The sequence below is a fragment of the Amycolatopsis deserti genome, assembly GCF_014653945.1.
Classification (GTDB): domain Bacteria; phylum Actinomycetota; class Actinomycetes; order Mycobacteriales; family Pseudonocardiaceae; genus Amycolatopsis_E; species Amycolatopsis_E deserti.
Genome location: NZ_BNAU01000002.1, coordinates 444,164 through 465,148, shown reverse-complemented (window position 1 = coordinate 465,148; position 20,985 = coordinate 444,164). Strand labels below are relative to the sequence as shown.

Below are 20,985 nucleotides of genomic sequence, written 5' to 3'. Positions count from 1 at the left end.
GTCGTCCGCTGAAGGAGGAGCCCGTGCCCCACGCTGAACTGTGGCAGCGCCACCGCCAGGTCATGCCGTCCTGGATGCAGCTCTACTACGACGAGCCGATCGAACTGGTCCGCGGCTCAGGGCGCCGCGTGACCGACGGCGAGGGCCGCGAGTACCTCGACTTCTTCGGCGGCCTGCTCGCCACCATGGTCGGCCACGACATCCCGGAGATCACCGAAGCGATCCGGGCGCAGGCCGGGCGTCTGCTGCACTCCTCGACGCTGTACCTGATCCGCAGCCAGGTCGAGCTCGCCGAGCGGATCGCGAAGCTGTCCGGCCTGTCCGACGCGAAGGTCTTCTTCGTCAACTCCGGCACCGAGGCCGTCGAGACGGCGCTGCTGCTGGCCACGCAGCGGCGCCGGTCCCACCAGGTCCTCGCCCTGCGCGGCAGCTACCACGGCCGGTCCTTCGGCACGGTCGGGGCCACCGGCATCCGGGGCTGGTCGGCCACCGCGCTCAGCCCGCTCGCGGTCACCTACGTGCACAGCGGCTACCGCTACCGCAGCCCCTTCGGCCACCTGGACGACGCCGCGTTCGTGGCGGCCTGCGCCGACGAGCTGCGCACGATGATCGAGACCTCCACCGCCGGGGACGTGGCGTGCCTGCTGGCCGAGCCGGTCCAGGGCGCGGGCGGGTTCGCCACCCCGCCCGAGGGCTTCTTCCCGGCGATGAAGGCCGTGCTCGACGACTACGGCATCCTGCTGATCTCCGACGAGGTCCAGTCCGGGTGGGGGCGCACCGGGCGGTCGTTCTTCGCCATGCCCGGTTTCGGCGTGACACCCGACGCGATCACCTTCGCCAAGGGCCTCGGCAACGGCGTCGCGATCGGCGGGGTCGTCGCGCCCGCCGGGCTGATGGACTGCCTCGGCGCGAACTCGATCTCCACCGCCGGGGGCAACCCGCTCGCCACGGCCGCCGGTGTGGCGACCCTGGACTACCTGCTCTCGCACGACCTGCAGGCGAACGCCGACAAGGTCGGCGAGCACCTGATGACCGGCCTGCGCGCGATCGCGGAAGGCTGCCCGCTCGTGGGCGAGGTCCGCGGGATGGGTCTGATGATCGGCGTGGAACTCGTCGTGCCCGGCACCCGCGAGCCGGCCGTCGCCGCGACCCTGCGCGTGCTGGAGGCCGCCCGGCAGCGGGGGCTGCTGATCGGCCGCGGCGGGCTGCACGGCAACGTCCTGCGGGTCACCCCGCCGATGACCGTCACCGTGGCCGAGGCGGACGAGGCGCTCACCGTGCTGCGCGAGGCCCTGACCACTGTGGAACGAACTGAGGAGAACGCATGATCAAGCGCTGGAACCCGAGCACCGTCGCCGCCCCGATCGGGATGTACAGCCACCTGGCGCACGTCCCGCCCGGGCACGAGCTCGTGGTGATCTCCGGGCAGGTCGGCGCGCTGTCTGACGGTTCGCTCGCCGGTGCCGACGCCGAAGCCCAGACCGAGGCGGTGTTCGCCAACCTCGAACGGCTTCTGACCGCGGCGGGTGCGCAGCCCCAGCACCTGGTCAAGGTGTTCAGCATGGTGGCGGGCACCGAGCACCTGACCGGCTTCCGCGCGGTGGTGAAGCGGACCTTCACCCGCTGGTACCCGGACGGCGACTGGCCGGCCCAGTCGCTGATCGTGGCGGCAGCGCTCGCCCGGCCGGACATCCTGGTGGAGGTCGAGGCCATGGCCGCGGTGCCCCGGTGACGCCCGCCGAGTTCCGGGCGCTCTTCCCGGCGCTGCGCGACCAGGTGTGGCTGGACACGCCGGGCGCGCCGCCGGGGGCGGAGCCGGTGGTGACGGCGATGCGCGAGGTGCTCGACGCCTGGTCCTCCGGCGGGTTCGACTGGCTCGCCTGGGACGGGGCCGCGGCCGATGCGCGGGAGCTGTTCGCCGGATTCCTCGGGGTTCCGCCGGGCACGGTCGCCACGGTGTCCTCGCTCGCCGAGGCCGCCGCCACCGTCGCCGCGTCCCTGCCCCGCGGCCGGGTCGTGGTGGCCGAGCAGGACTTCCGCAGCAACCGGTTCCCCTGGCTGGCGCGGCACGACGTGGTGAGCGTGCCCGCGCGGGACGGCGTGACCCGTGCCGAGGACCTGATCGCGGCCCTCGACGGGGACGTGGCGCTGCTGGCGGTGAGCGAGGTGACCAGCCGCGAAGGGCAGCGGCTGGACCTTCCCGCTCTGCGCGCCGCCACCGACCGGGTCGGGGCCCGGCTGTTCGTCAACCTCACCCAGTCGCTCGGCGTGCTGCGGTTCGACCTGGCCGCGGTCCGTCCGGACTACCTCGCGGTGCACGGCTACAAGTGGATGCTGTGCCCGCGTGGTGCGGCGTGGCTGGTGGCGCGGCCGGACCGGGTGGCCGGGCTCCGGCCGCTGGCGCCGGGCTGGAAGTCGACCGCCGCCCCGCACGGCTACTTCGGCGGTGACCTGGACCTGGCGCCGGACGCCGCCCGGTGCGACGCCTCACCGGCGTGGTTCTCCTGGCTCGGCGCCTGCGCCGCGCTGCGCCTGTTGAGACGCGTGGATCCGGCCGCGGTGGAGCGGCACGTGCTCGGCCTGGCCGGGCAGCTGACCGACGAGGCGGCAGCACTCGGCCTGCGACGAGTCCACAGTGGACCGGCGTCGCACATCGTCGTCCTGGCCACCGCCGACGCCGACCGGATCGCCCGGTCGCTGGCCGGGCACGGCGTGCGCGCCACCGCACTGGGCGACCGGGTCCGGTTCGGGTTCCACTACTTCAACGACGAGTCCGACGTGGCGGCCGCGGTGCGGGCACTCGCCGCCGGGCAGGCCCGCTAGGAAGCCAGCCCGCCGTCCACGACGAACTCCGCGCCGGTGACGAAGGCGCTGGCCGGGGAGACCAGGAAGAGCACGGTCGCCGCGACCTCCTCGGCCAGCCCCCGCCGCCCCAGCGGCGTCGCCGCGAGGACCTGGGCGTTCCACTCCTCGGTGATGACGTCCAGCATCCCGGTGTCGATGAACCCGGGGTGCACCGAGTTGACGCGCACCCCGTGCGCACCCAGCTCCACCGCGGCGCACTTCGTCATACCCCGCACCGCCCACTTGGTGGTGGAGTAGGCGATCTGCCCGGGATACGGCCGGTGCGAGGCGATCGAGGAGATGTTCACGATCGCCCCGCCACCGGCCGTCTTCATCACCGCGCTCGCGGCCCGCATCCCGAGGAAGGGGCCGCGCTGGTTGACCCGGTAGTGCTCGTCGAAGTCCTCCGGCGCCGTCCCGGTCACGTCCGGGCCCGGCCGGTAGATCCCGGCGTTGTTGACCAGGATCGTGGGCGGGCCGAGTCGTGCGACCGTGGTCTGGAGGAGCCGGTCCCACGAGCGCTCGCAGCCGACGTCGTGCGGCTCGTACACCACCCGGTCGCCGAGTTCCGCGGCGAGAGCGCGCCCGTCGGATTCGCGCCCGCCGGCGATCACCACCGCCGCGCCGGCGCCGGCCAGCGACCGCACGATCGCGGCGCCGATGCCGCGCGCGCCGCCGGTCACGATCGCGACCTGCCCGTCGAGTTCGCGGCTCACCACGGCGCGATCCCGTCGACGAACCTCCGCAGCGCCCGGTTGACCACCTCGGGCTGCTCCTCGGTCACGAGGTGCCCGCTGTCCGGGACGCGCACGAACTCCGACCCCGGCAGGCGGGCGTGCATCGCCTCGGCGCGGGCGATCGGGATCCCGCCGTCGTCCTCGCCGTGGATGATCAGCGTCGGCACCGTGATCTCGGTCAGCCTGCCGAGCCGGTCCTCCCGGTCGATCCACGATCGGTACTCGCCCCAGACCGAACGCGACGGGCGCGCCCGCCACTTCCGCACCCACCGCCGCACGTGCTCCGGGTTCTCGGCGATCGTGCGCGGCCCGAAGATCACCGGTACGAACGCCTCGGCGAACTCCGCGCTGATCGGCTCCTCGGTGTCCATCGGCTCCAGCAGCGCCCCGAACCGCGCCCGTTCCTCCGGCGTGTACGCATCCGCCATGGTGGACACCAGCACCAGGCCGGCCAGGCGCTCCGGGTGCTTGAGCGCCAGCTCGATCGCCATGAACCCGCCCACCGACATGCCGACCAGCACGAACCGGCCGATGCCGTCGACCACGTCGAGGCAATCGCCGACCAGGTCGTCCAGCGAGCGTTCGGTGCCGTAGCGGGACGTGCCCGCCCGGCTGGTGTAGGCGACGGTCCGGTAGGCCCCGGCCAGCGCCGCGATCTGCGGGTCGAACATCGTGCGGTCGAGCAGCGTGCCGTGGCTGAACACCACGGCCGGGCCGTCGCCGCGGTCGAGGACGTCACTGTCCAACATGGACTTCTCCCTTCACCGATGGAGCCACCCGCTCCCGGAAGCACAGGGCGGCGACGAGAGCCAGCAGCGCCGTCGCGGCCAGGTACCCGGCGGGCGCCAGCGAACTGCCGGTCGCGCCGATCAGCCACGTCGACACGAACGGCGCCGTGCCGCCGATCAGCGCCGCCGAGATGGTGTAGGCGAACGACGAACCGGCCGAGCGCACCCGCGCCGGGAAGATCTCCGTCATCGACACCAGCGTGGTCGACACCAGCGCCCCCATCAGCGACCCGAGCACGACCTGCCCGGCGATCGCGCCGGCCGGGGAGCTGCGGATGACCGCGAGCGCCGGCACCGCCAGCACGGCGATCCCCGCGGAGAACGTCACCAGGACCGGGCGGCGCCCGATCCGGTCCGACCACGCCGATACCCACGGCATCGGCACCAGCGCGGCGACCGCGCCAGCGAGCGTCGCGGTGAGCGCCAGCCCGGTGCCGAACCGGACGGTCTGCGTCAGGTACGACACCATGAACGTCAGCACCAGGTAGAACGCGGTGGTGTGCAGGCCGGCCAGCCCGGCCACGGTCAGGATCTCCCGCCGGTACCGCAGCGCCTCCCGCAGCGGCGACTGCGCCACCTCGTGCCGGTCGGCCAGCGCGCGGAACTCCGGCGTGTCCTCCAGGCGCAGCCGGATGTAGAGGCCGACGATGCCGAGCGGGCCCGCGACGAGGAACGGGATCCGCCAGCCCCACGCGGCCATCGCCGCGTCACCGAGCGTCGCGGCCAGCGCGACGACCACCAGGCTGCCGATCACGAACCCGACCACCGCGGAGAACATCAGCCAGCTCGTGGCGAACCCGCGCCGCCCTGGCGGGGCGTGTTCGATCATGAACGCCCCCACGCTGCCGAACTCGCCACCGGTGGAGAAGTTCTGCAGCCCGCGCAACACGACGAGCAGCACCGGCGCGGCGATGCCGAGCGTGGCGTACCCGGGCAGCAACCCGATCGCGAACGTCGACCCGCACATCAGCAGCAGCACCGTGACCAGCACCGGACGACGGCCGATCCGGTCGGCCAGCGGGCCGAAGAACAGGGCGCCCAGCGGGCGGAACCCGAAGGTGAAGCCGAACACGCCGAAGGTGGCCAGCAGCCGGGCCATCGGATCGGCGCCGGGGAAGAACGTCGCTCCGATGTGGACGGCCACGAAACCGTACACGGAGAACTCGTACCACTCGACGAGGTGGCCGAACACCGTGGCGAAGTAGATCCGCCTGCGCGGGACGGGGGACTGGGTCACGACGCGCTCCCTTCGAGTGCGCTGGGGGTGGTGGGCCGCGTGGTTTCGTCGGCGAAGACCTGCTCCAGGGTCTTGCCGGTGACCCGGGGCCCGAACAGGCGGATGACGAGCGCGCCCGCGGCCAGCAGCGCGGCCATCACCGCGAACACGCCGCCGAACCCGATCGAGCCGAACGCCAGGCCGATGACGACCGGGGCGGTGAGCCCACCCGCGTTGCCCGCCGTCGAGGCCAGCCCGGCGCCGGTGGCGCGGATGGCGGTCGGGTAGACCTCCGAGCAGTAGGGGAACACGATCCCGGAGATGCAGGTGATGCAGATCGACAGCGCCATCCCGATCAGCAGCAGGGCGATGCTGTCGTGCGGCACGACCCCCAGCGCGAGCGAGGCGAGCGCGGCGAAGCCGAAGAACGTCACCAGCAGCGTGCGGCGCTCGAACCGGTCGCTGACGGCGATCGCGGTCAGGTACCCGATCGGCTGGGCCACGAACAGGAAGAAGCTGTAGGTCGCGGCCACGCCGGGGTCGACCCCGATCTCCAGGAACAGCGACGGCATCCAGGTGAAGAACCCGAAGAAAGCGAACAGGAACACGAACGAGCCGAGCCACGTCGCCACCGACACCCGCGCGAGACCGCCCCGCCACACCTGCAGCGGCGACCAGGACACCGCGGGCGCGGCCGGTGCGACGACGTTCACCGGCGGCACCGGCGGCAGGGCGGCGCCGCGGCGGGCGGCGATCACCCGTTCCTCCAGGCGGCTCACCACGGCGTCCGCCTCGTCCACGCGTCCCTGGCTGAGCAGCCACCGCGGCGACTCCGGCAGGGATCGCCGCCACCACAGCAGGACCAGCACCGGCAGGCCGCAGATCACGGCGGCGATGCGCCAGCCGCCGTCCAGCGGCACGACCAGCGAACCGAGCACCGCCGCGGCCACGTTGCCGAGCGAGAAGAACAACGTCACGCCACTGACGAACCGGCCGCGGTTGTGCCCGGTCGCGAACTCGGAGATGTAGGGCGAAACGATGGCGGCCTCCGCGCCCGCGCCGAGCCCGCCGATCACGCGGACCACGAGGATGAACGCGAACCCGTTGGCGAAGGCCAGCGCGATCGAGGCGGCGCAGAACAGCAGCAGCGCGTAGAGCATCACGCGTTTGCGGCCGAACCGGTCGCCGACCACGCCGGCGAGGATCGCGCCGACGATCATGCCGACCGGCGCGGCGCCGCCGATGAGCCCGATCTGGGCGTTGTCGAGACCGAACTCCGCTTTCAGGTGCGGCAGCATGAATCCGATGATCACGATGTCGAGCGCCTCGAACAGGTGGCCGAGGCCGCCCGCGAAGAGGATGCCGTACTGCGGGCGGCTCATCGGGAGCCGTTCGAGCCGGGCGAGGATGGTGCCGGTGGACATGGCGGCCTCCAGTGCAGAGGGCAGGGGGGAACGCCCGGACGGGCCGGGTCGCGTGGGGGAGTGGGATCAGGCGGTGCGCGTGGTGGCCGCGACTGGTTCGCCGAGCGGGCGGGCGGCGGTTTCGGGCAGCTTGCGGGCCAGCACGAGCCCGACCGCGAGGGCGATGACCGCGAGGTAGAGGGCCGGCGCGAGCGGGCTGCCGGTCGCCGCGGCCAGGGCCGCCGCTACGAGCGGGGCGGTGCCGGCGATGGGGCCGACCCCGAGGCTGTAGGCCAGCGCCGAACCGCTGGACCGGGTGCGGGCCGGGAACAGTTCGACGAGCACGATCGACGACATCACGTTGAGACACGCCTGGGGGACGGCGAACAGGCACATGCCCAGCAGTGCCAGGCCGGGCGATCCCGAGCCGACCAGCAGCAGCACCGGCACGGCCAGCACGGCGTGGGCCAGCGCGCCGCCGACGTAGACCGGACGCCGTCCGGCCCGGTCGGACACCCACCCGGCCACCGGGCAGATCGCGGCGTAGAACAGCAGCGCGATCGAACTCACCGCCAGCGACGCGGACCGGTTGCCCGTCGCCGACATGGCGTTCGTGAAATACGTGGCCAGGTAGTAGAACCCGACCCCGGTCACCGAGGCGCAGGCGAAGGCGAGCAGCAGCGTGCGGCGCTCGGTCCGCAGCGCGGTGCGCACCGGGGTGGCGGCGACCTCGTCCCGCTCGCGCAGGCTCCGGTACACCGGCGTCTCGTCCAGGCGCAGCCGCAGGTACAGGCCGACCGGGCCGAGCGGCGCGGCGAGCAGGAACGGCAACCGCCAGCCCCAGGACTGCATCTGCGCCGGGGTCAGCGGGTTTTCCAGCAGCAGCACCGATCCGGTGCCCGCCACGACGGCCAATCCGCCGGAGGCGGAGATCAGGCTGGCGCGCAAGCCGCGGCGGCCCGGCGGAGCGTACTCGGCGAGGAACGCCGACGCGCTCGTCCACTCGCCGCCCGCGGACAGGCCCTGGACGCAGCGCAGCAGCACCAGCAGCAGCGGCGCCCAGAACCCGATCGCGGCGTACGACGGGAGCACGCCGATGAGGGTGGTGGCGCCGCTGATCCCGACGACGGCGGCAGACAGCGCGGCGCGGCGGCCGCGCCGGTCGCCGAGCGAGCCGAGCAGCGCGCCGCCCAGCGGGCGGAACACGAACGCGATGCCGAACACCGCCAGGGACGCCAGCAGGGAGGCGACGGAATCGCCGGTGGGGAAGAAGACGCGGCCGAGGGTGACGGCGACCGCGCCGTAGACGGCGAAGTCGAACCACTCGGTGAAGTTGCCGACCAGGGTGGCCGCGAGGACCGCGGAGGGAGAGCGCATCGGTGAGCTCCTGGGGGAGAAGCGGTGTGGCCGGCCCCCATCCGGCCACACCGGCCCGGCTTACTTGGTGTAGTCGATGATCCCGCGGATGATCTTGCCGTCGCGCAGGTCCTGGTACCCGTCGTTGATCTCGTCGAGGGTGTAGCGCGCGGTGATCAGCTCGTCGAGCTTGAGCTTGCCCGCGTCGTACATCCGCAGCATCTTCACGATGTCGTACTGCGGGTTGGACGAGCCGAACAGCGTGCCCTTGATGGTCTTCTGGTTGAACACCAGGTCCGAACCGGACACGTGCACGGTGAGGTTCTCCGGGTTCGCCACGCCGGTCACGACGACCGTGCTGCCCTTGCCGATCACCGCGAAGGCGTCCGCGATCACCTTCTCCGTCATCACGCCTACCACGCAGATCGCCTGGTCGGCGCCCTCGCCCCAGGTCAGTTCGCGCACCGCGGCGGCGGCCTCCTCGGCGGTGGCGAAGGCGTGCGTGGCGCCGAACTCCAGCGCGGTGTCCCGTTTGAACGCGACCGGGTCGACGCAGACGACGTTCTTCGCCCCGGCCTGCACCGCGCCCTGCACGGCGTTGATGCCGACACCGCCGATCCCGTAGATCACCGTGGTGTCACCGGGTTTCACCTCACCGGCGTTGACCGCGCTGCCGTACCCGGTCGGTACGCCGCAGCCGACCAGCACCGCCTTGTCCAGCGGCAGCCAGTCGTCGACCTTCACGCACGACAGCTCGGACACCGTGGTGTACTCGGAAAACGCGCCGAGCATGCAGAACGCGCCGATGTCGCCGAGCTCGGGGTCGTGCATGCGGAAGGTGCCGTCGGGCATGCTGCCTTCGAGGATCGTCGCGCCCATGTTGCACAGGTTCTGCTTGCCGGTGGAGCAGTAGCGGCACTTGCCGCAGCTGGGGATGAAGCTGCACACGACGTGGTCGCCCTCGGCTACCCGGGTGACGCCCGGGCCGACGCGCTCGACGATCCCGGCGGCTTCGTGGCCGCCGACGATCGGGAAGCGCACGACGTTGTCGCCGTCCATCATGTGCAGGTCGGAGTGGCACAGCCCGGCGGCGGAGACCTTGAGCAGGACCTCGTTGGGGCCGGGCTCGTCGAGCTCGACCTCCCGGACCTCGAAGGGCTGGTGGTAGCCGGTCAGCACGGCGGCGCGGGTCTTCATGGTGTCTCTTCTTTCCGTTCGCGGGGGAGGGGTCAGCCGTGGAAGGTCCACACGGACTTCGTTTCGAGGTAGCCGTCGAGGCTGTCCGGGCCGAGGTCGCGGCCGTAGCCGGACTGGGCGAAGCCGCCGAAGGGCGCGGCCGGGTCGGTCAGGCCCCAGCCGTTGACGTAGACGGTTCCGGCGCGCAGGGCGCGGGTCATGGCGTGCTCGGTGGCGACGCTGCCGGTCCACAGCCCGGCCGCGAGGCCGTAGTCGCTGGCGTTGGCGCGGCGGGCGGCCTCCTCGGCGTCGTCGAAGGGCAGCACGACCACGACCGGGCCGAAGATCTCCTCGCGCGCGCACTCCATGTCGTCGGTGGCACCGGCGATCACGGTCGGCGGGTAGAAGAAGCCGCCACCGGTCGGCAGTTCCCCGGCCTGGTGCACCTTCGCGCCGTCCGTGGCGGCCCGGTCGACGTAGCCGCGGACCCGCTCGACCTGGCGTTCGTTGACCAGCGGTCCGAAGTCGACGCCCGCGTCCAGGCCGTGGCCGATCGACAGCGCGGCGGCCTCGGCGAGCAGCTTGTCCACCACCTCGTCGTGGATGTCGCGCTGCACGAACAGCCGCGACGGCGCGCTGCAGGTCTGGCCCGAGTGCCAGAAGATCCCGCCCGCGGACCCGGCGACGGCGGCGTCGAGGTCGGCGTCGCCGAAGATGATGTTCGCGCTCTTGCCGCCCAGCTCGAGGGTGACCCGCTTGAGCAGGTCCGAGGCGTCGCGAGCGATGCGGCGGCCGACCGCGGTCGAGCCGGTGAACGACAGCTTGCGCACGCCCGCGTGCGCCACCAGCGCCTGCCCGGCCTCGTCGCCGTAGCCGGGCACCACGTTGAGCACGCCGGGCGGCAGACCCGCCTCGACGGCGAGTTCGGCCAGCCACAGCGCGGACAGCGGGGTCTCCTCCGACGGCTTGAACACCACCGGGCACCCGGCGGCCAGCGCGGGCGCCATCTTCCAGGCGCACAGCAGCAGCGGGAAGTTCCACGCCGTGATCGCCCCGGCCACCCCGACGGGTTCCCGCTCGGTGCGCACGTGGATGCCCGGGTGCGAGACGGGCACCGTGGTGCCCTGGATCTTGCTCGGCCAGCCCCCGTAGTAGAGGAAGGTCCGGGCGGCGAACTCGACGTCGATCGCGCGGGCCGCGCCGCGCACCTTGCCCGCGTCGAGCACCTCCAGCTCGGCGAAGGAGTCGGCGCGGGCGTAGATCGCCTCGCCGATGCGGGTCAGGACGCGCCCGCGCTCCAGCGGGGTCATCCGCCGCCACTCGGAGGCGGGGTCGAAGGCGCGCGCGGCGGCGGCGACCGCGTCGTCGACGTCGGCCGCGCCGGCGCACGCCGTGGTCGCGATCGGCTCGCCGGTTCCCGGGTCGAGCACCGGGCGGGTCCGGCCGCTGCGGGCCTCGCGGCGCTCGCCGTCGATGAACAGGTGGGGTTCCGCGGCGAGGCGGGAGGCCACGACGGGAGCCAGGTCGCGGGCGGGTGTCGTCGTTGACATCAGCGTCTCATCCTCTTCGATATTTGATACAAACTGCTTGTGACGGAGGCTACGTCAGGGCGACTAAGGTGTCCAGACTGCGGCGGAAAAACCTAGAAAACGCAGCTAGTGGCATTGATTCGCTCGTGAGGCTTGTCTGATCATGTATCAAACTTGTACCGTCGTGGGTGTTCATCGAAGACTGCTGGAGGTTCCGATGCCCGCCGTCGCCGCGGCCCGCCCCTTCCGGGACGGGCTGCTGAAGCTGACCCCGCCACGCCTGCTCGGGTCCCGGTGTGACCGGTGCGCCACGGTCGCGTTCCCGGCGCGGGAGTTCTGCCCCGGCTGCCGGACGGTCGACGGCATCGGCGAGACCGAGCTCTCGCCGGACGGGACGGTGTACAGCTTCACCGTCGTCCGGCAGGCCCCACCCGGCGTCGAGGTGCCCTACGTGCTGGCCTACGTCGACCTGCCGGAGGGGGTCCGCGTGCTCGCCCAGATCAGCGGGGTCGCACCCGAGGACGTCACGATCGGCCTGCCCGTGCACCTGGAACTGGCGACCACGGGCCAGGACGCCGACGGCGCCGACCTGGTCGGCTACCGGTTCCGCGCGGGGGTGGCGGCATGACCCTCGCACCCGCCCGCGTCGCCGGCGCGGGCATGATCCGGTTCGGCAAGTACCCGGCCGAGGTGACCCTCGAACGCATGGCCGTGGGCGCCGCCCATGCCGCGCTCACCGACGCGAGCGCCGAACTGTCCCACGTGGACGCGCTCTACGTCGGGCACGTGTTCGGCGGCCCGGTCGCCGGTCAGCGCGTCGCGGCGCAGCTCGGCCTCGACGGGCGGCCGGTGTCCAACCACGAGAACTACTGCGCCAGCGGGGCCACCGCGTTGCGCGAGGCGTGGGTGGCCCTGGCCGCGGGCCTGCACGACGTCGTGCTCGTGATCGGCGTGGAGAAGATGACCGACCGGGTGTCCGGGGGCGTGCGGCCCGATCCGGGTGACCTGGACGCGGCGGTCGGGTACGTGATGGCGGCCGGCCACGGGCTCAGCGCTCGCCGGTACATGGCCGACCACGGCGCGACCCGCGAGCAGATCGCCGCGGTCGCGGTGAAGAACCACGCCCACTCGGTGCACAACCCGTTCGCCCAGTACCAGCGGCCGGTCAGCCTGGCGGAGGTCCTGTCCGCGCGGCCGATCGCCGAACCGCTCGGGCTGCTGGACTGCAGCCCGATCTCCGACGGGGCCGCGGCGATCGTGCTGTGCAGCCCGGCCGGCCTGCGGCGGCTCGGGCTGACCGGCTCCGTGCCACGCATGCTGGGCTGCGCGCTCGTCAGCGGCAGCGTGCGGCCGGGCACCGGCGACGTCAACGAGGAGGACGTCTCGCGCCGGGCGGCCGAGGAGGCATGGAAGCTCACCGGTGCCGGCCCGGAGGACATCGACCTGGTGGAGATGCACGACTGCTTCACGATCGCCGAGATCGTCCGCATGGAAGGACTCGGCCTGGTCCCGCGCGGCGAAGGCGCGGCCTGGACCGAGGCTGGGCACACCGCGCTCGGCGGGCGCCTGCCCGTCAACCCCAGCGGCGGCTTGTTGTCCCGCGGCCACCCGGTCGGCGCGACCGGCGTCGCCCAGGCCTGCGAGCTGACCTGGCAGCTGCGCGGCACCGCCGGGGCCCGCCAGGTCGAGGGCGCGCGCGTCGGCCTGAGCTACTGCAAGGGCGGCACGGTCAACGGCACGGACGGAGGATCGGTGACGACGCTGGTGATGTCCCGATGACGCAGGTGACCACGACCGTGCACGTGCAGGGCGGCTCCGCCGCGCTCACCACGGCACTGTCCACACTGGAATCTCCGGTGCCCGCCGCGTGCCTGGCCCCGGAGCTGCCCGGCGAACGGGACCTGGAAGCGCTGTCCGACGAGCTGCTCGACGCCGAGATCGGTGACGTGCTCGCCGGTGTGCTGGCCGAGGTGCAGCGGCAGCTGCCCGCGCTGTCCGGGGCAGGACGGCTGGTGTTCCTGCTCCCGGCCGCGGCCGCGCTGGGCCGCCCGCACGCAACCGCGGCCGGGGCGGTCGCGGGCGGTGTGCTGTCGATGGCGCGGACGCTGGCGATCGAGCTGGCCCGCGACGGCATCACGGTCAACACGCTGCTCTACGCCGACGGCGCCGAAACCGCGGTCGCCCACCAGGTGTCCGCGCTGCTCGCGGCCGAGGGCGAGGACATCACCGGTCAGGAGATCTACGTGACTGCGGGCAGCGGCCTGGGGAGGTTGCGGCCATGAAGACCGCGCTGGTGACCGGCGGCGCCGGCGGCATCGGCCGGGGCGTTTGCGAACGGCTCGCCCGCGAGGCCGACGTCGTGGTCGTCGCCGACCTCGATCCGGCGGAGGCGGCGGCGGAGATCGGACCGAAGGCGCGGCCGATGGTCCTGGACGTCGCCTCGCCCGAATCCCGCGAGCAGGTCGCCGCCGCGTGCGTGGCGGAGTTCGGCGGCGTCGACATCCTGGTCAACTGCGCCGGGGTGCTCCAGGACGCGCGGGTCGGCCGTCTCGACCCGGCGCTGTTCCGCCGCCTGCTCGCGATCAACCTCCTCGGGCCGCTCGCCCTCACCCGGCTGCTGCTCGGCCCCATGGCGCGGCGCGGCGGGGGAGCGGTGGTCAACATCGCCTCCCGCGCCTGGCTGGGAACCTTCGGCTCCACCGCCTACTCCACGGCCAAGGGCGGTCTGGTCGGCGCCACCCGCTCGCTCGCGCTGGAGGTCGCGCGCCAGGGCGTCACCGTCAACTGCGTCGCGCCCGGGTTCGTCAGCACGCGGATGACCGACGGGCTGCCGGACCAGATCCGCGAACGCACCCTCGAGGCGATCCCGGTCGGCCGCGCCGGGCAGCCCGGCGACGTCGCCGACGCGGTGGCCTACCTGGCCGGCGCCTCCTACGTCACCGGGCAGGTGCTCGTCGTGTGCGGCGGGCGCAGCATCGGCGACCCGTACCGGCGGCCGGCGTGAAGGGAACACGGATGGGACCGCTGAACGGACTGCGCGTGGTGGAGTTCGCCGGGCTCGGCCCGGCGCCGTTCGCCGCGATGATGCTCGCCGACGCCGGCGCCGAGGTCGTCCGGATCGACCGCCCGGGCAGCGTCCGGCACGGCGGCATCCTCGACCGCGGCCGCCGCACTCTGCACCTCGACCTCAAAGCCGACGACGGCCTGGCCCGGGCCCGGGAACTGATCACCTCCGCCGACGTGCTCATCGAGGGGTTCCGGCCGGGTGTCATGGAACGGCTGGGCCTGGGGCCGCGGGCGTGCGCGGAGCTCAACCCGCGCCTGGTCTACGGCCGCATGACCGGCTGGGGGCAGCACGGCCCGCTGGCCGCCAAGGCCGGGCACGACATCAACTACCTCGCCGTCACCGGCGCCTTGCGCTCGATCGCGCGGCGGGGACAGGCGCCGGTGCCGCCGCTCAACCTCGTCGGGGACTACGGCGGCGGCGGGATGCTGCTCGCCTTCGGGCTGCTGGCCGCGCTGCGGGAGCGCGACGCCACCGGCCGCGGCCGCCTCGTCGACGCCGCCATGGTCGACGGGGTCAGCCTGCTGATGTCGGGTATCTGGCAGCGGGTCGCCGACGGCCGGTGGCAGCCCGAGCCCGGTACGAACGACATCGACACCGGTGCGCCGTTCTACGACGTCTACGAGACCGCCGACGGCGAATACGTGGCGGTGGGCAGCATGGAGCCGCGGTTCTACGAGCGGTTGGTGCGCGCGCTCGGCCTGGACCCGGCCCAGCTGCCGGACCAGTGGGACCGGGCGTCCTGGCCGGCCACCAGGAAACTGTTCGCGGAGATCTTCGCCGGCCGCACCCGCGCCGAGTGGGCCGCGGTGTTCGATCCGCTCGACGCCTGCGTCACGCCGGTGCTGAGCATGACCGAGGCGGCCGCCGACGCGCACCTGTCGGCGCGGTCGACCCTGCGGGTGTGCGACAACCGGGTGGAACCGGCACCCGCCCCGCGTATCACCCCGATCGTCGAGGAGTAACGTTGATAAAGTATCCGGCAGCAGCGACACGGGGACGGGGTGGCGGCATGGCCAGGACGGCACAGCCGAAGCGGCGGAGCATGAGCGACGAGGTCGCCGCCCACATCCGCGAGCGCATCTTCGACGGCACCCTCGAACGCGGGCAGCGCGTGCCGCAGGACGCGATCGCCGCCGAGCTCGGCGTGAGCCGGCTCCCGGTGCGGGAAGCCCTCATCACCCTGGAGACCGAGGGGCTGGTCGACACCGAGCCACACCGCGGCACGTTCATCGTGCCGATCCGCCAGGAGGACATCGAGGACCACTACCGGATCTACGGCATGGTCCAAGGCCTGGCGACCGCGCGGGCGGCGACGCGGATCACCGAGCCGGTCCTGCGCAAGCTGGAGGAGCTGCACGAACAGATGCAGCGCAGCACCGACGGCGACGAGCTGCACGACCTCAACTGGGAGTTCCACTCCCTGATCAACAAGACCGGGGGCAGCCGGCGGCTGCTGTCGGTGCTGCGGCAGCTGTCCCGCAACCTGCCGCGCTCGGTGTACGAGGTGCCCTCCGGCGGCGGTCCCGAGGCGAACAAGGGGCACGCCCGCATCCTGCGCGCGCTGCGGGATGGCGATGCGGCGGCCGCCGACGCCGCCAGCCGGGAGCACGTCCGGCTGGAGGGGGACCACGTGGTGCGCACCCTCCGCGACCAGGGCGTGCTGGCCGACGACGCGTTCTGAGCAGGCCCGCTTCCGTCCGGGTCTTGCTTTCGCGCCCGAATTTATACATTATCAAGTATCAGACGACGAGGGAGTCGTGATGAACAGGCCTCTCGCGGCCGTCGCCGGGGTGGGCACCACCCGCTTCGGCAAGCTGCCCGGCCTCTCCGCCGACGATCTGGCGGGCTGGGCCCTGCGGGAAGCGCTGGCCGACGCCGGTCTGGGCGTGCGGGACATCGACGGGCTGGTCGCCTGCCGGGTCACCGGCTATGAATCCTTCGCCTCGGCCCACGGACTGCAGCCCCGGTGGTGCGTGCCGCTGCCCGCCGAAGGCCGGATGTGCGGGGCGGCGATCGAACTGGCGACCGCCGCGCTGCGCACTGGGCAGTGCCGGGCCGTGGCGCTGGTCTACGGCAACGACGGTCGCTCGGCGGGTGCCACCTACGGCGCCGGTGGCACCGGGTACACCGCCGCGGGGGAGGGCTACGGCACCGCGCCGGAACTGACCCGGCCCTACGGCATGACCTCCCCGGGCGCGTTCTCGGCGCTGATGTTCCAACGGCACCGCCACCAGTACGGCACCACCGAGGAGCAACTGGCCGAGGTGGCGCTGACCTTCCGCCGGCACGCCGCCCTGAACCCGGTGGCGGTGATGCGCGACCCGCTCGACCTGGAGACCTACCTGGCCTCGCGCTACATCGTCGAACCGCTGCACCTGTTCGACTACTGCCTGATCAACGACGGAGGCGTGGCGATGATCCTCACCACCGCGGAGATGGCCCCGGATCTGCCCCGGCCGCCGGTCTACGTCCTCGGCGCCGCCCAGCGGGCCCAGTTCCTCCGCTCCGACTTCCCGCCCGAGGACTTCTGGGCCGGGGCGATCGGCGAGGCCGGCGCGGAGTCGCTGCGCCAGGCCGGCATCGACCGGGCCGACGTGGACGGTCTGATGCTCTACGACAACTTCAGCCCCAACGTGCTGTTCACCCTGGAGGGCCTGGGCTACTGCCCCCGCGGGGAATCCGGGCGGTGGATCCAGGACGGACGGATCGGCCTGGGCGGTGAGCTCCCGGTCAACACCTCCGGCGGGCATCTGTCCGAGAGCTACCTGCAGGGCTGGGGTCTCAACGTGGAGGCCGTGCGCCAGCTGCGCGGCGAATGCGGCGCACGGCAGATCCCCGGCGCGACCCACATCCAGTACGCCTGCGCCGCGCCGCTGGTGTCCTCCGTCGTGTACGGGAGCCGGCCGTGAACACCATCGACCTCACCCCGCACCTGGCCGGTCTCGAAGCCGGGCAGCTGCGCGTGGCGCGGTGCCGGGCCTGCGGGGAATCCCGCTTCCCGCCCAAACCGGTCTGCCCGCACTGCCGGGTCCACGGTGACATCGAGTGGTTCACCGCGGCCGGCACCGGCACGGTGTGGTCCTACGCCGTGTTCCGCAAGGCCTATTTCCCGCCGCCGGGACCGCAGCCGCCGTACGTCGTCGCGGTCGTGCGGCTGACCGAGGGCGTGCAGATCATCAGCAATGTCACTGGCGACGTCCGCGTCGGCCTGCCCGTGACGGCCACGTTCGAGCGCGTGAACGGCACCCCGCTGGTGCGGTTCCGGCCCGCCTGAAGGAGTCCACTGTGGATCACTACCGGCTTCTCGACCAGGACACCCTGCCCGCGGTGTTGCGTGCCCTCGGCGAACACTTCGGCGGCCACGAGGCCGTGGTCGCCGCCGACGGCCGCGCCACCTTCGCCGGCCTGCTCGGCGTGTGCGAACGCGTGGCCGCCGGCTACGCGGCCGCGGGCCTGCGCCCGGGGGACCGGGTGGGTGTGCTGCTGCCCAACGGGCTGCGCTGGCTCACCGCCACCCTCGGCGCGCACCTCGCCGGTCTCGTCGCGGTCCCGGTCAACACCTGGTACCGCTCCTCCGAATACGCCTACGTCATCGAGCGCGCCGGGCTGCGGACCGTCGTCACCGACGAGAAGCTCTTCGGCCGCGACGTGCTCGCCGACCTGGCCCAGGCCGGGTACCGCGAGCTCTACGGCGAGTCCCACCGCGAGTACCTCGGCGCACTGACCTGGCCGGCCGGCGCCGAGCTCCCCCCGGCACTGCCCGCCGGCCCGACCGTCGACGTGCCGGTCGGCCCCGGCGACCTCGCGGCGATCCTGTTCACCAGCGGCAGCACGGCGAAACCCAAACCCGTGCCGCTGCGCCACGGGCCGCTGGTGGCGAACCCCCGGGAGATCGGCCGCCGCCAGCACTTGCGCCCCGGCGACCGGCTGTGGATCTCGGCGCCGTTCTTCTTCGGCTACGGCACGGCCAACGCCCTGCCCGTCGCTCTCACCCACGCGACCACGCTCTGCCTGCAGGAGCGCCTCGACGGCGAGGAAGCGCTGGCCTTCATCGAGCGCGAGCGCTGCACCGTCTACTACGGACTCGCGCCCACCACCAGGGCGTTGCTGTCGGCGCCCTCGTTCGGCAAGCGCGACATCTCGTCGCTGCGCACCGGCACGTGCGGGTTCACCGCCGAGGACAAGCGCCTGGTGATCGAGGAACTCGGCGTCACGCAGGTGTGCAGCATGTACGGGCTCACCGAAGGCTACGGGCACTCCACGGTCAGCGATGCCCTCGACCCGCTGGAGGTCAAGCTGAGCACCTGCGGCACCGCACTGCCCACGCAGCGCGTCCGGATCGTCGACGACACCGGCGAACCGTGCGCCGCCGGGGTCACCGGGGAGATCGAGCTGTCCGGCGCGGTGATCGATGGCTACTTCGACGCGCCCGAGCTCGACGCCGAGGCCATCCGACCCGGCGGCTGGTTCCGCACCGGGGACCTCGGGTGGCTCGACGAGCACGGCCGGCTGCACTTCGCCGGGCGGCGCAAGGAGATGATGAAGATCAAGGGCATCAACATCGCGCCCGCCGAGGTCGAGGACATCCTCATCGGCCACCCGGCGGTCGACCAGGCGTTCGTCATGGGCGTGCCGGGCGACGACGGCGACGAGGTGATGGCCTGCGTGCTGGTGCCCCGCGACCCGGGCGCCGACCGGGACGGGCTCGTCGCCGACCTGACCGCCCACATCCGGGCTCACGCGGCCGGTTACAAGGTGCCGTCGCGGTTCGTGCTGGTGGCCGGGTCCGACCTGCCGCTCACCGACACCGGCAAGGTCAGCAAGCTCAAGCTCCGCGAGGTGTTCGATGCCTGAGATCCGGTTGCTCACCAGCGGTGCCGGCTTCACCGAAGGTCCCTTGTGGACCAGCGACGGGCGCCTGCTCGTGACCAGCGTGTCCCGCGGGCAGGTCCTCGAGCTCGACCACCGCACCGGGGCCGTGGTGCGCCGCACCGAGACCGGCGGCGGCCCCAACGGGCTGGCAGAGGACGAGCACGGCCGGGTGTGGATCGCCCAGAACGGCGGCTCGGTGCGGCCCAGCAGCTCGCACCGGCCGGCCACCGCGGGACTGCAGACCCTCCTCGGCGGCACGGTCCTCGACGCGCTCACCAGCGGCGTACGCGCGCCCAACGACCTGGTGCGCGGCCCGGACGGGCGGATCTGGTTCACCGACCCCGGCAGCCCCCACGAGGAGGGCCCCGGCCAGGTGTGCGCCTACGACCCGCGCGACGGCCGGCTCGAGGTGATGGCCGAGGGCATCGGTTTCCCCAACGGGCTGGCCTTCGACCTCGACGGCGTCCGGCTGGTCGTCGCCGCCACCCGCGAACGCCGCCTGCTGCGCTACGCCTGGGACGGGGCGTGCCTCCGGTTCGACGGTGTCGTCGCCGCGCTTCCCGGCGGGCCGGACGGTCTCGCGTTCGACGCCGAGGGGTGGCTCTACGCGGCCCTGCCCGACGCCGACCGGATCGCGGTGGTCGACGCCGACGGCACACCCCGGGCCCCGATCCGCTTCCCGGACGGCACCTTCCCGACCAACCTCTGCTTCGCGGGCCCGGCGCGCGACACGCTCGTCGTCACCGCGGCCAAGGGCGGCCGGGTGCTCGCCCTCGACGGCGTCGCCACCGGGCCCCGGCACCTCGTGCCGTCAACCACCACCGTGAGGACACACCATGGCTGAGCTCACCACCGAAGAACGGTTCATCGTCGACACCGTCCGCGACTTCGTGGACCGCGAGGTCCGCCCGGTGGCGCGGGACCTGGAACACGGCAACGTCTACCCGGAGAAGCTCATCGATCAGATGAAGCAGATGGGCATCTTCGGCCTGGCGATCCCGGAGCCGTGGGGCGAGGTCGCGGTCTCGATGCCCTGCTACGTCCAGGTGACCGAGGAGCTGGCCCGGGGCTGGATGAGCCTGGCCGGGGCGATGGGCGGCCACACCGTGGTCGCCAAGCTGCTGGTGAACTTCGGGACTCGGGAGCAGCAGGACCGCTTCCTGCCGCGGATGGCCACCGGGGAGATCCGGGCGACCATGGCGCTGACCGAGCCGGGCGGCGGATCCGATCTGCAGGCGATGACCACCACCGCCCGGCGCGACGGGGACCACTACGTGGTCGACGGCGCCAAGACCTGGATCACCAACTCACGCCGCTCTCAGCTCGTCGCCCTGCTGTGCAAGACCGATCCCGCCGCCACACCGCCCCACACCGGGATGAGCATCCTGCTCGTGGAGCACGGCGACGGGCTCACGGTGTCGCGCGACCTGCCGAAACTCGGCTACAAGGGCGTGGAGAGCTGCGAACTGTCCTTCGCCGGCTACCGGGCCCCGGCGGATTCCCTGCTCGGTGGTGTGGAGGGCGAGGGGTTCGCCCAGATGATGAAGGGTCTCGAGGTGGGGCGGATCCAGGTGGCCTCCCGTGCCCTCGGCGTCGGGCGGGCCGCGCTGGAGGACTCGCTGCGCTACGCCCAGCAACGGGAGACGTTCGGCAAGCCGATCTGGCGGCACCAGTCCATCGGCAACTACCTGGCGGACATGGCCACGAAGCTGGAGGCCGCGCGTCAGCTGGTGCACCACGCCGCCCGCCGCTACGACTCCGGGCAGCGGTGCGACATGGAAGCGGGGATGGCGAAGCTGTTCGCGTCGGAGACGGCCATGGAGGTCGCGTTGAACGCGGTGCGGATCCATGGTGGGTATGGGTATTCGACGGAGTTCGACGTGGAGCGGTACTTCCGGGACGCGCCCCTGATGATCGTGGGTGAGGGCACCAACGAGATCCAGCGCAACGTGATCGCCCGCCAGCTGGTCAACCGGAACCGGATCCGTTAGGGAGGG

21 protein-coding genes are annotated in these 20,985 nt (G+C 72.7%); 14 read left to right on the top strand and 7 right to left on the bottom strand.

Annotation, left to right across the window (positions count from 1 at the left end; translation table 11 throughout):
- Positions 1-23: 23 nt before the first annotated feature.
- Genes IE290_RS10665 through IE290_RS10655 form a run of 3 tightly spaced genes read left to right on the top strand, consistent with a single transcriptional unit; the run spans position 24 to position 2,823 of the window.
- The gene (locus IE290_RS10665; RefSeq protein WP_191244389.1) at positions 24-1,328 is read left to right on the top strand and encodes an aspartate aminotransferase family protein; all 1,305 of its coding nucleotides are present in this window, start codon (positions 24-26) and stop codon (positions 1,326-1,328) included.
- Positions 1,325-1,732 carry a RidA family protein gene (locus tag IE290_RS10660; protein WP_191244388.1) on the top strand — a complete coding sequence of 136 codons (408 nt, stop codon included), beginning with the start codon at positions 1,325-1,327 and terminating at the stop codon, positions 1,730-1,732. Before IE290_RS10665 ends, IE290_RS10660 begins: the two co-directional genes overlap by 4 nt.
- Entirely contained in the window at positions 1,729-2,823 is a 1,095-nt protein-coding gene (locus IE290_RS10655; RefSeq protein ID WP_191244387.1) for an aminotransferase class V-fold PLP-dependent enzyme, read from the top strand. Before IE290_RS10660 ends, IE290_RS10655 begins: the two co-directional genes overlap by 4 nt.
- Here IE290_RS10655 and IE290_RS10650 read toward each other — a convergent pair.
- The 7 genes from IE290_RS10650 to IE290_RS10620 all read right to left on the bottom strand — a co-directional run bounded on the left by IE290_RS10650 (position 2,820) and on the right by IE290_RS10620 (position 11,070).
- Positions 2,820-3,563, bottom strand: a complete 744-nt coding sequence (locus IE290_RS10650) for an SDR family NAD(P)-dependent oxidoreductase (RefSeq protein ID WP_191244386.1) — start codon at positions 3,561-3,563, stop codon at positions 2,820-2,822. The two genes, IE290_RS10655 and IE290_RS10650, sit on opposite strands and share 4 nt — an antisense overlap.
- Positions 3,557-4,330, bottom strand: coding sequence for an alpha/beta fold hydrolase (locus IE290_RS10645; protein WP_191244385.1), 774 nt, complete (start codon positions 4,328-4,330; stop codon positions 3,557-3,559). Before IE290_RS10645 ends, IE290_RS10650 begins: the two co-directional genes overlap by 7 nt.
- Complete coding sequence (locus IE290_RS10640; RefSeq protein ID WP_191244384.1) at positions 4,317-5,606, bottom strand: MFS transporter; 1,290 nt, start codon at positions 5,604-5,606, stop codon at positions 4,317-4,319. Before IE290_RS10640 ends, IE290_RS10645 begins: the two co-directional genes overlap by 14 nt.
- Positions 5,603-7,009: an MFS transporter gene (locus tag IE290_RS10635; protein WP_191244383.1), complete on the bottom strand. Its 1,407-nt coding sequence runs from the start codon at positions 7,007-7,009 to the stop codon at positions 5,603-5,605. The genes IE290_RS10640 and IE290_RS10635 overlap by 4 nt, the downstream gene beginning before the upstream one ends.
- 66 nt (positions 7,010-7,075) lie before the next feature.
- Positions 7,076-8,365 carry an MFS transporter gene (locus IE290_RS10630; RefSeq protein WP_191244382.1) on the bottom strand — a complete coding sequence of 430 codons (1,290 nt, stop codon included), beginning with the start codon at positions 8,363-8,365 and terminating at the stop codon, positions 7,076-7,078.
- A 60-nt stretch (positions 8,366-8,425) separates the two neighbouring features.
- On the bottom strand, positions 8,426-9,541 hold the full coding sequence (locus IE290_RS10625; RefSeq protein ID WP_191244381.1) for an NDMA-dependent alcohol dehydrogenase: 1,116 nt from the start codon (positions 9,539-9,541) through the stop codon (positions 8,426-8,428).
- Between the two features lie 32 nt (positions 9,542-9,573).
- Complete coding sequence (locus tag IE290_RS10620) at positions 9,574-11,070, bottom strand: aldehyde dehydrogenase family protein (protein ID WP_191244380.1); 1,497 nt, start codon at positions 11,068-11,070, stop codon at positions 9,574-9,576.
- Between the two features lie 196 nt (positions 11,071-11,266).
- Here IE290_RS10620 and IE290_RS10615 point away from each other — a divergent pair, with 196 nt between their 5' ends.
- From IE290_RS10615 to IE290_RS10565, 11 genes are all read left to right on the top strand, one after another.
- Positions 11,267-11,677 (top strand): Zn-ribbon domain-containing OB-fold protein, encoded by a 411-nt coding sequence (locus IE290_RS10615; RefSeq protein ID WP_191244379.1) that lies wholly within the window; start codon positions 11,267-11,269, stop codon positions 11,675-11,677.
- A complete protein-coding gene (locus IE290_RS10610; RefSeq protein ID WP_191244378.1) occupies positions 11,674-12,828 on the top strand; it encodes a thiolase family protein in 1,155 nt (384 codons plus the stop codon). The genes IE290_RS10615 and IE290_RS10610 overlap by 4 nt, the downstream gene beginning before the upstream one ends.
- Positions 12,825-13,331, top strand: coding sequence for an SDR family oxidoreductase (locus IE290_RS10605; RefSeq protein WP_191244377.1), 507 nt, complete (start codon positions 12,825-12,827; stop codon positions 13,329-13,331). Before IE290_RS10610 ends, IE290_RS10605 begins: the two co-directional genes overlap by 4 nt.
- Positions 13,328-14,053: an SDR family NAD(P)-dependent oxidoreductase gene (locus IE290_RS10600; RefSeq protein WP_191244376.1), complete on the top strand. Its 726-nt coding sequence runs from the start codon at positions 13,328-13,330 to the stop codon at positions 14,051-14,053. Before IE290_RS10605 ends, IE290_RS10600 begins: the two co-directional genes overlap by 4 nt.
- A gap of 11 nt (positions 14,054-14,064) precedes the next feature.
- Positions 14,065-15,078 carry a CaiB/BaiF CoA transferase family protein gene (locus IE290_RS10595; RefSeq protein ID WP_191244375.1) on the top strand — a complete coding sequence of 338 codons (1,014 nt, stop codon included), beginning with the start codon at positions 14,065-14,067 and terminating at the stop codon, positions 15,076-15,078.
- Between the two features lie 47 nt (positions 15,079-15,125).
- On the top strand, positions 15,126-15,797 hold the full coding sequence (locus tag IE290_RS10590) for a GntR family transcriptional regulator (protein WP_191244374.1): 672 nt from the start codon (positions 15,126-15,128) through the stop codon (positions 15,795-15,797).
- Between the two features lie 79 nt (positions 15,798-15,876).
- Positions 15,877-17,025, top strand: a complete 1,149-nt coding sequence (locus IE290_RS10585; protein ID WP_191244373.1) for a thiolase family protein — start codon at positions 15,877-15,879, stop codon at positions 17,023-17,025.
- Positions 17,022-17,390, top strand: a complete 369-nt coding sequence (locus IE290_RS10580; RefSeq protein ID WP_191244372.1) for a Zn-ribbon domain-containing OB-fold protein — start codon at positions 17,022-17,024, stop codon at positions 17,388-17,390. Before IE290_RS10585 ends, IE290_RS10580 begins: the two co-directional genes overlap by 4 nt.
- 11 nt (positions 17,391-17,401) lie before the next feature.
- The gene (locus IE290_RS10575; protein WP_191244371.1) at positions 17,402-18,970 is read left to right on the top strand and encodes a class I adenylate-forming enzyme family protein; all 1,569 of its coding nucleotides are present in this window, start codon (positions 17,402-17,404) and stop codon (positions 18,968-18,970) included.
- Positions 18,963-19,832 (top strand): SMP-30/gluconolactonase/LRE family protein, encoded by an 870-nt coding sequence (locus tag IE290_RS10570; RefSeq protein ID WP_191244370.1) that lies wholly within the window; start codon positions 18,963-18,965, stop codon positions 19,830-19,832. The genes IE290_RS10575 and IE290_RS10570 overlap by 8 nt, the downstream gene beginning before the upstream one ends.
- Positions 19,825-20,979: an acyl-CoA dehydrogenase family protein gene (locus IE290_RS10565; protein WP_191244369.1), complete on the top strand. Its 1,155-nt coding sequence runs from the start codon at positions 19,825-19,827 to the stop codon at positions 20,977-20,979. The genes IE290_RS10570 and IE290_RS10565 overlap by 8 nt, the downstream gene beginning before the upstream one ends.
- Positions 20,980-20,985: the final 6 nt, after the last annotated feature.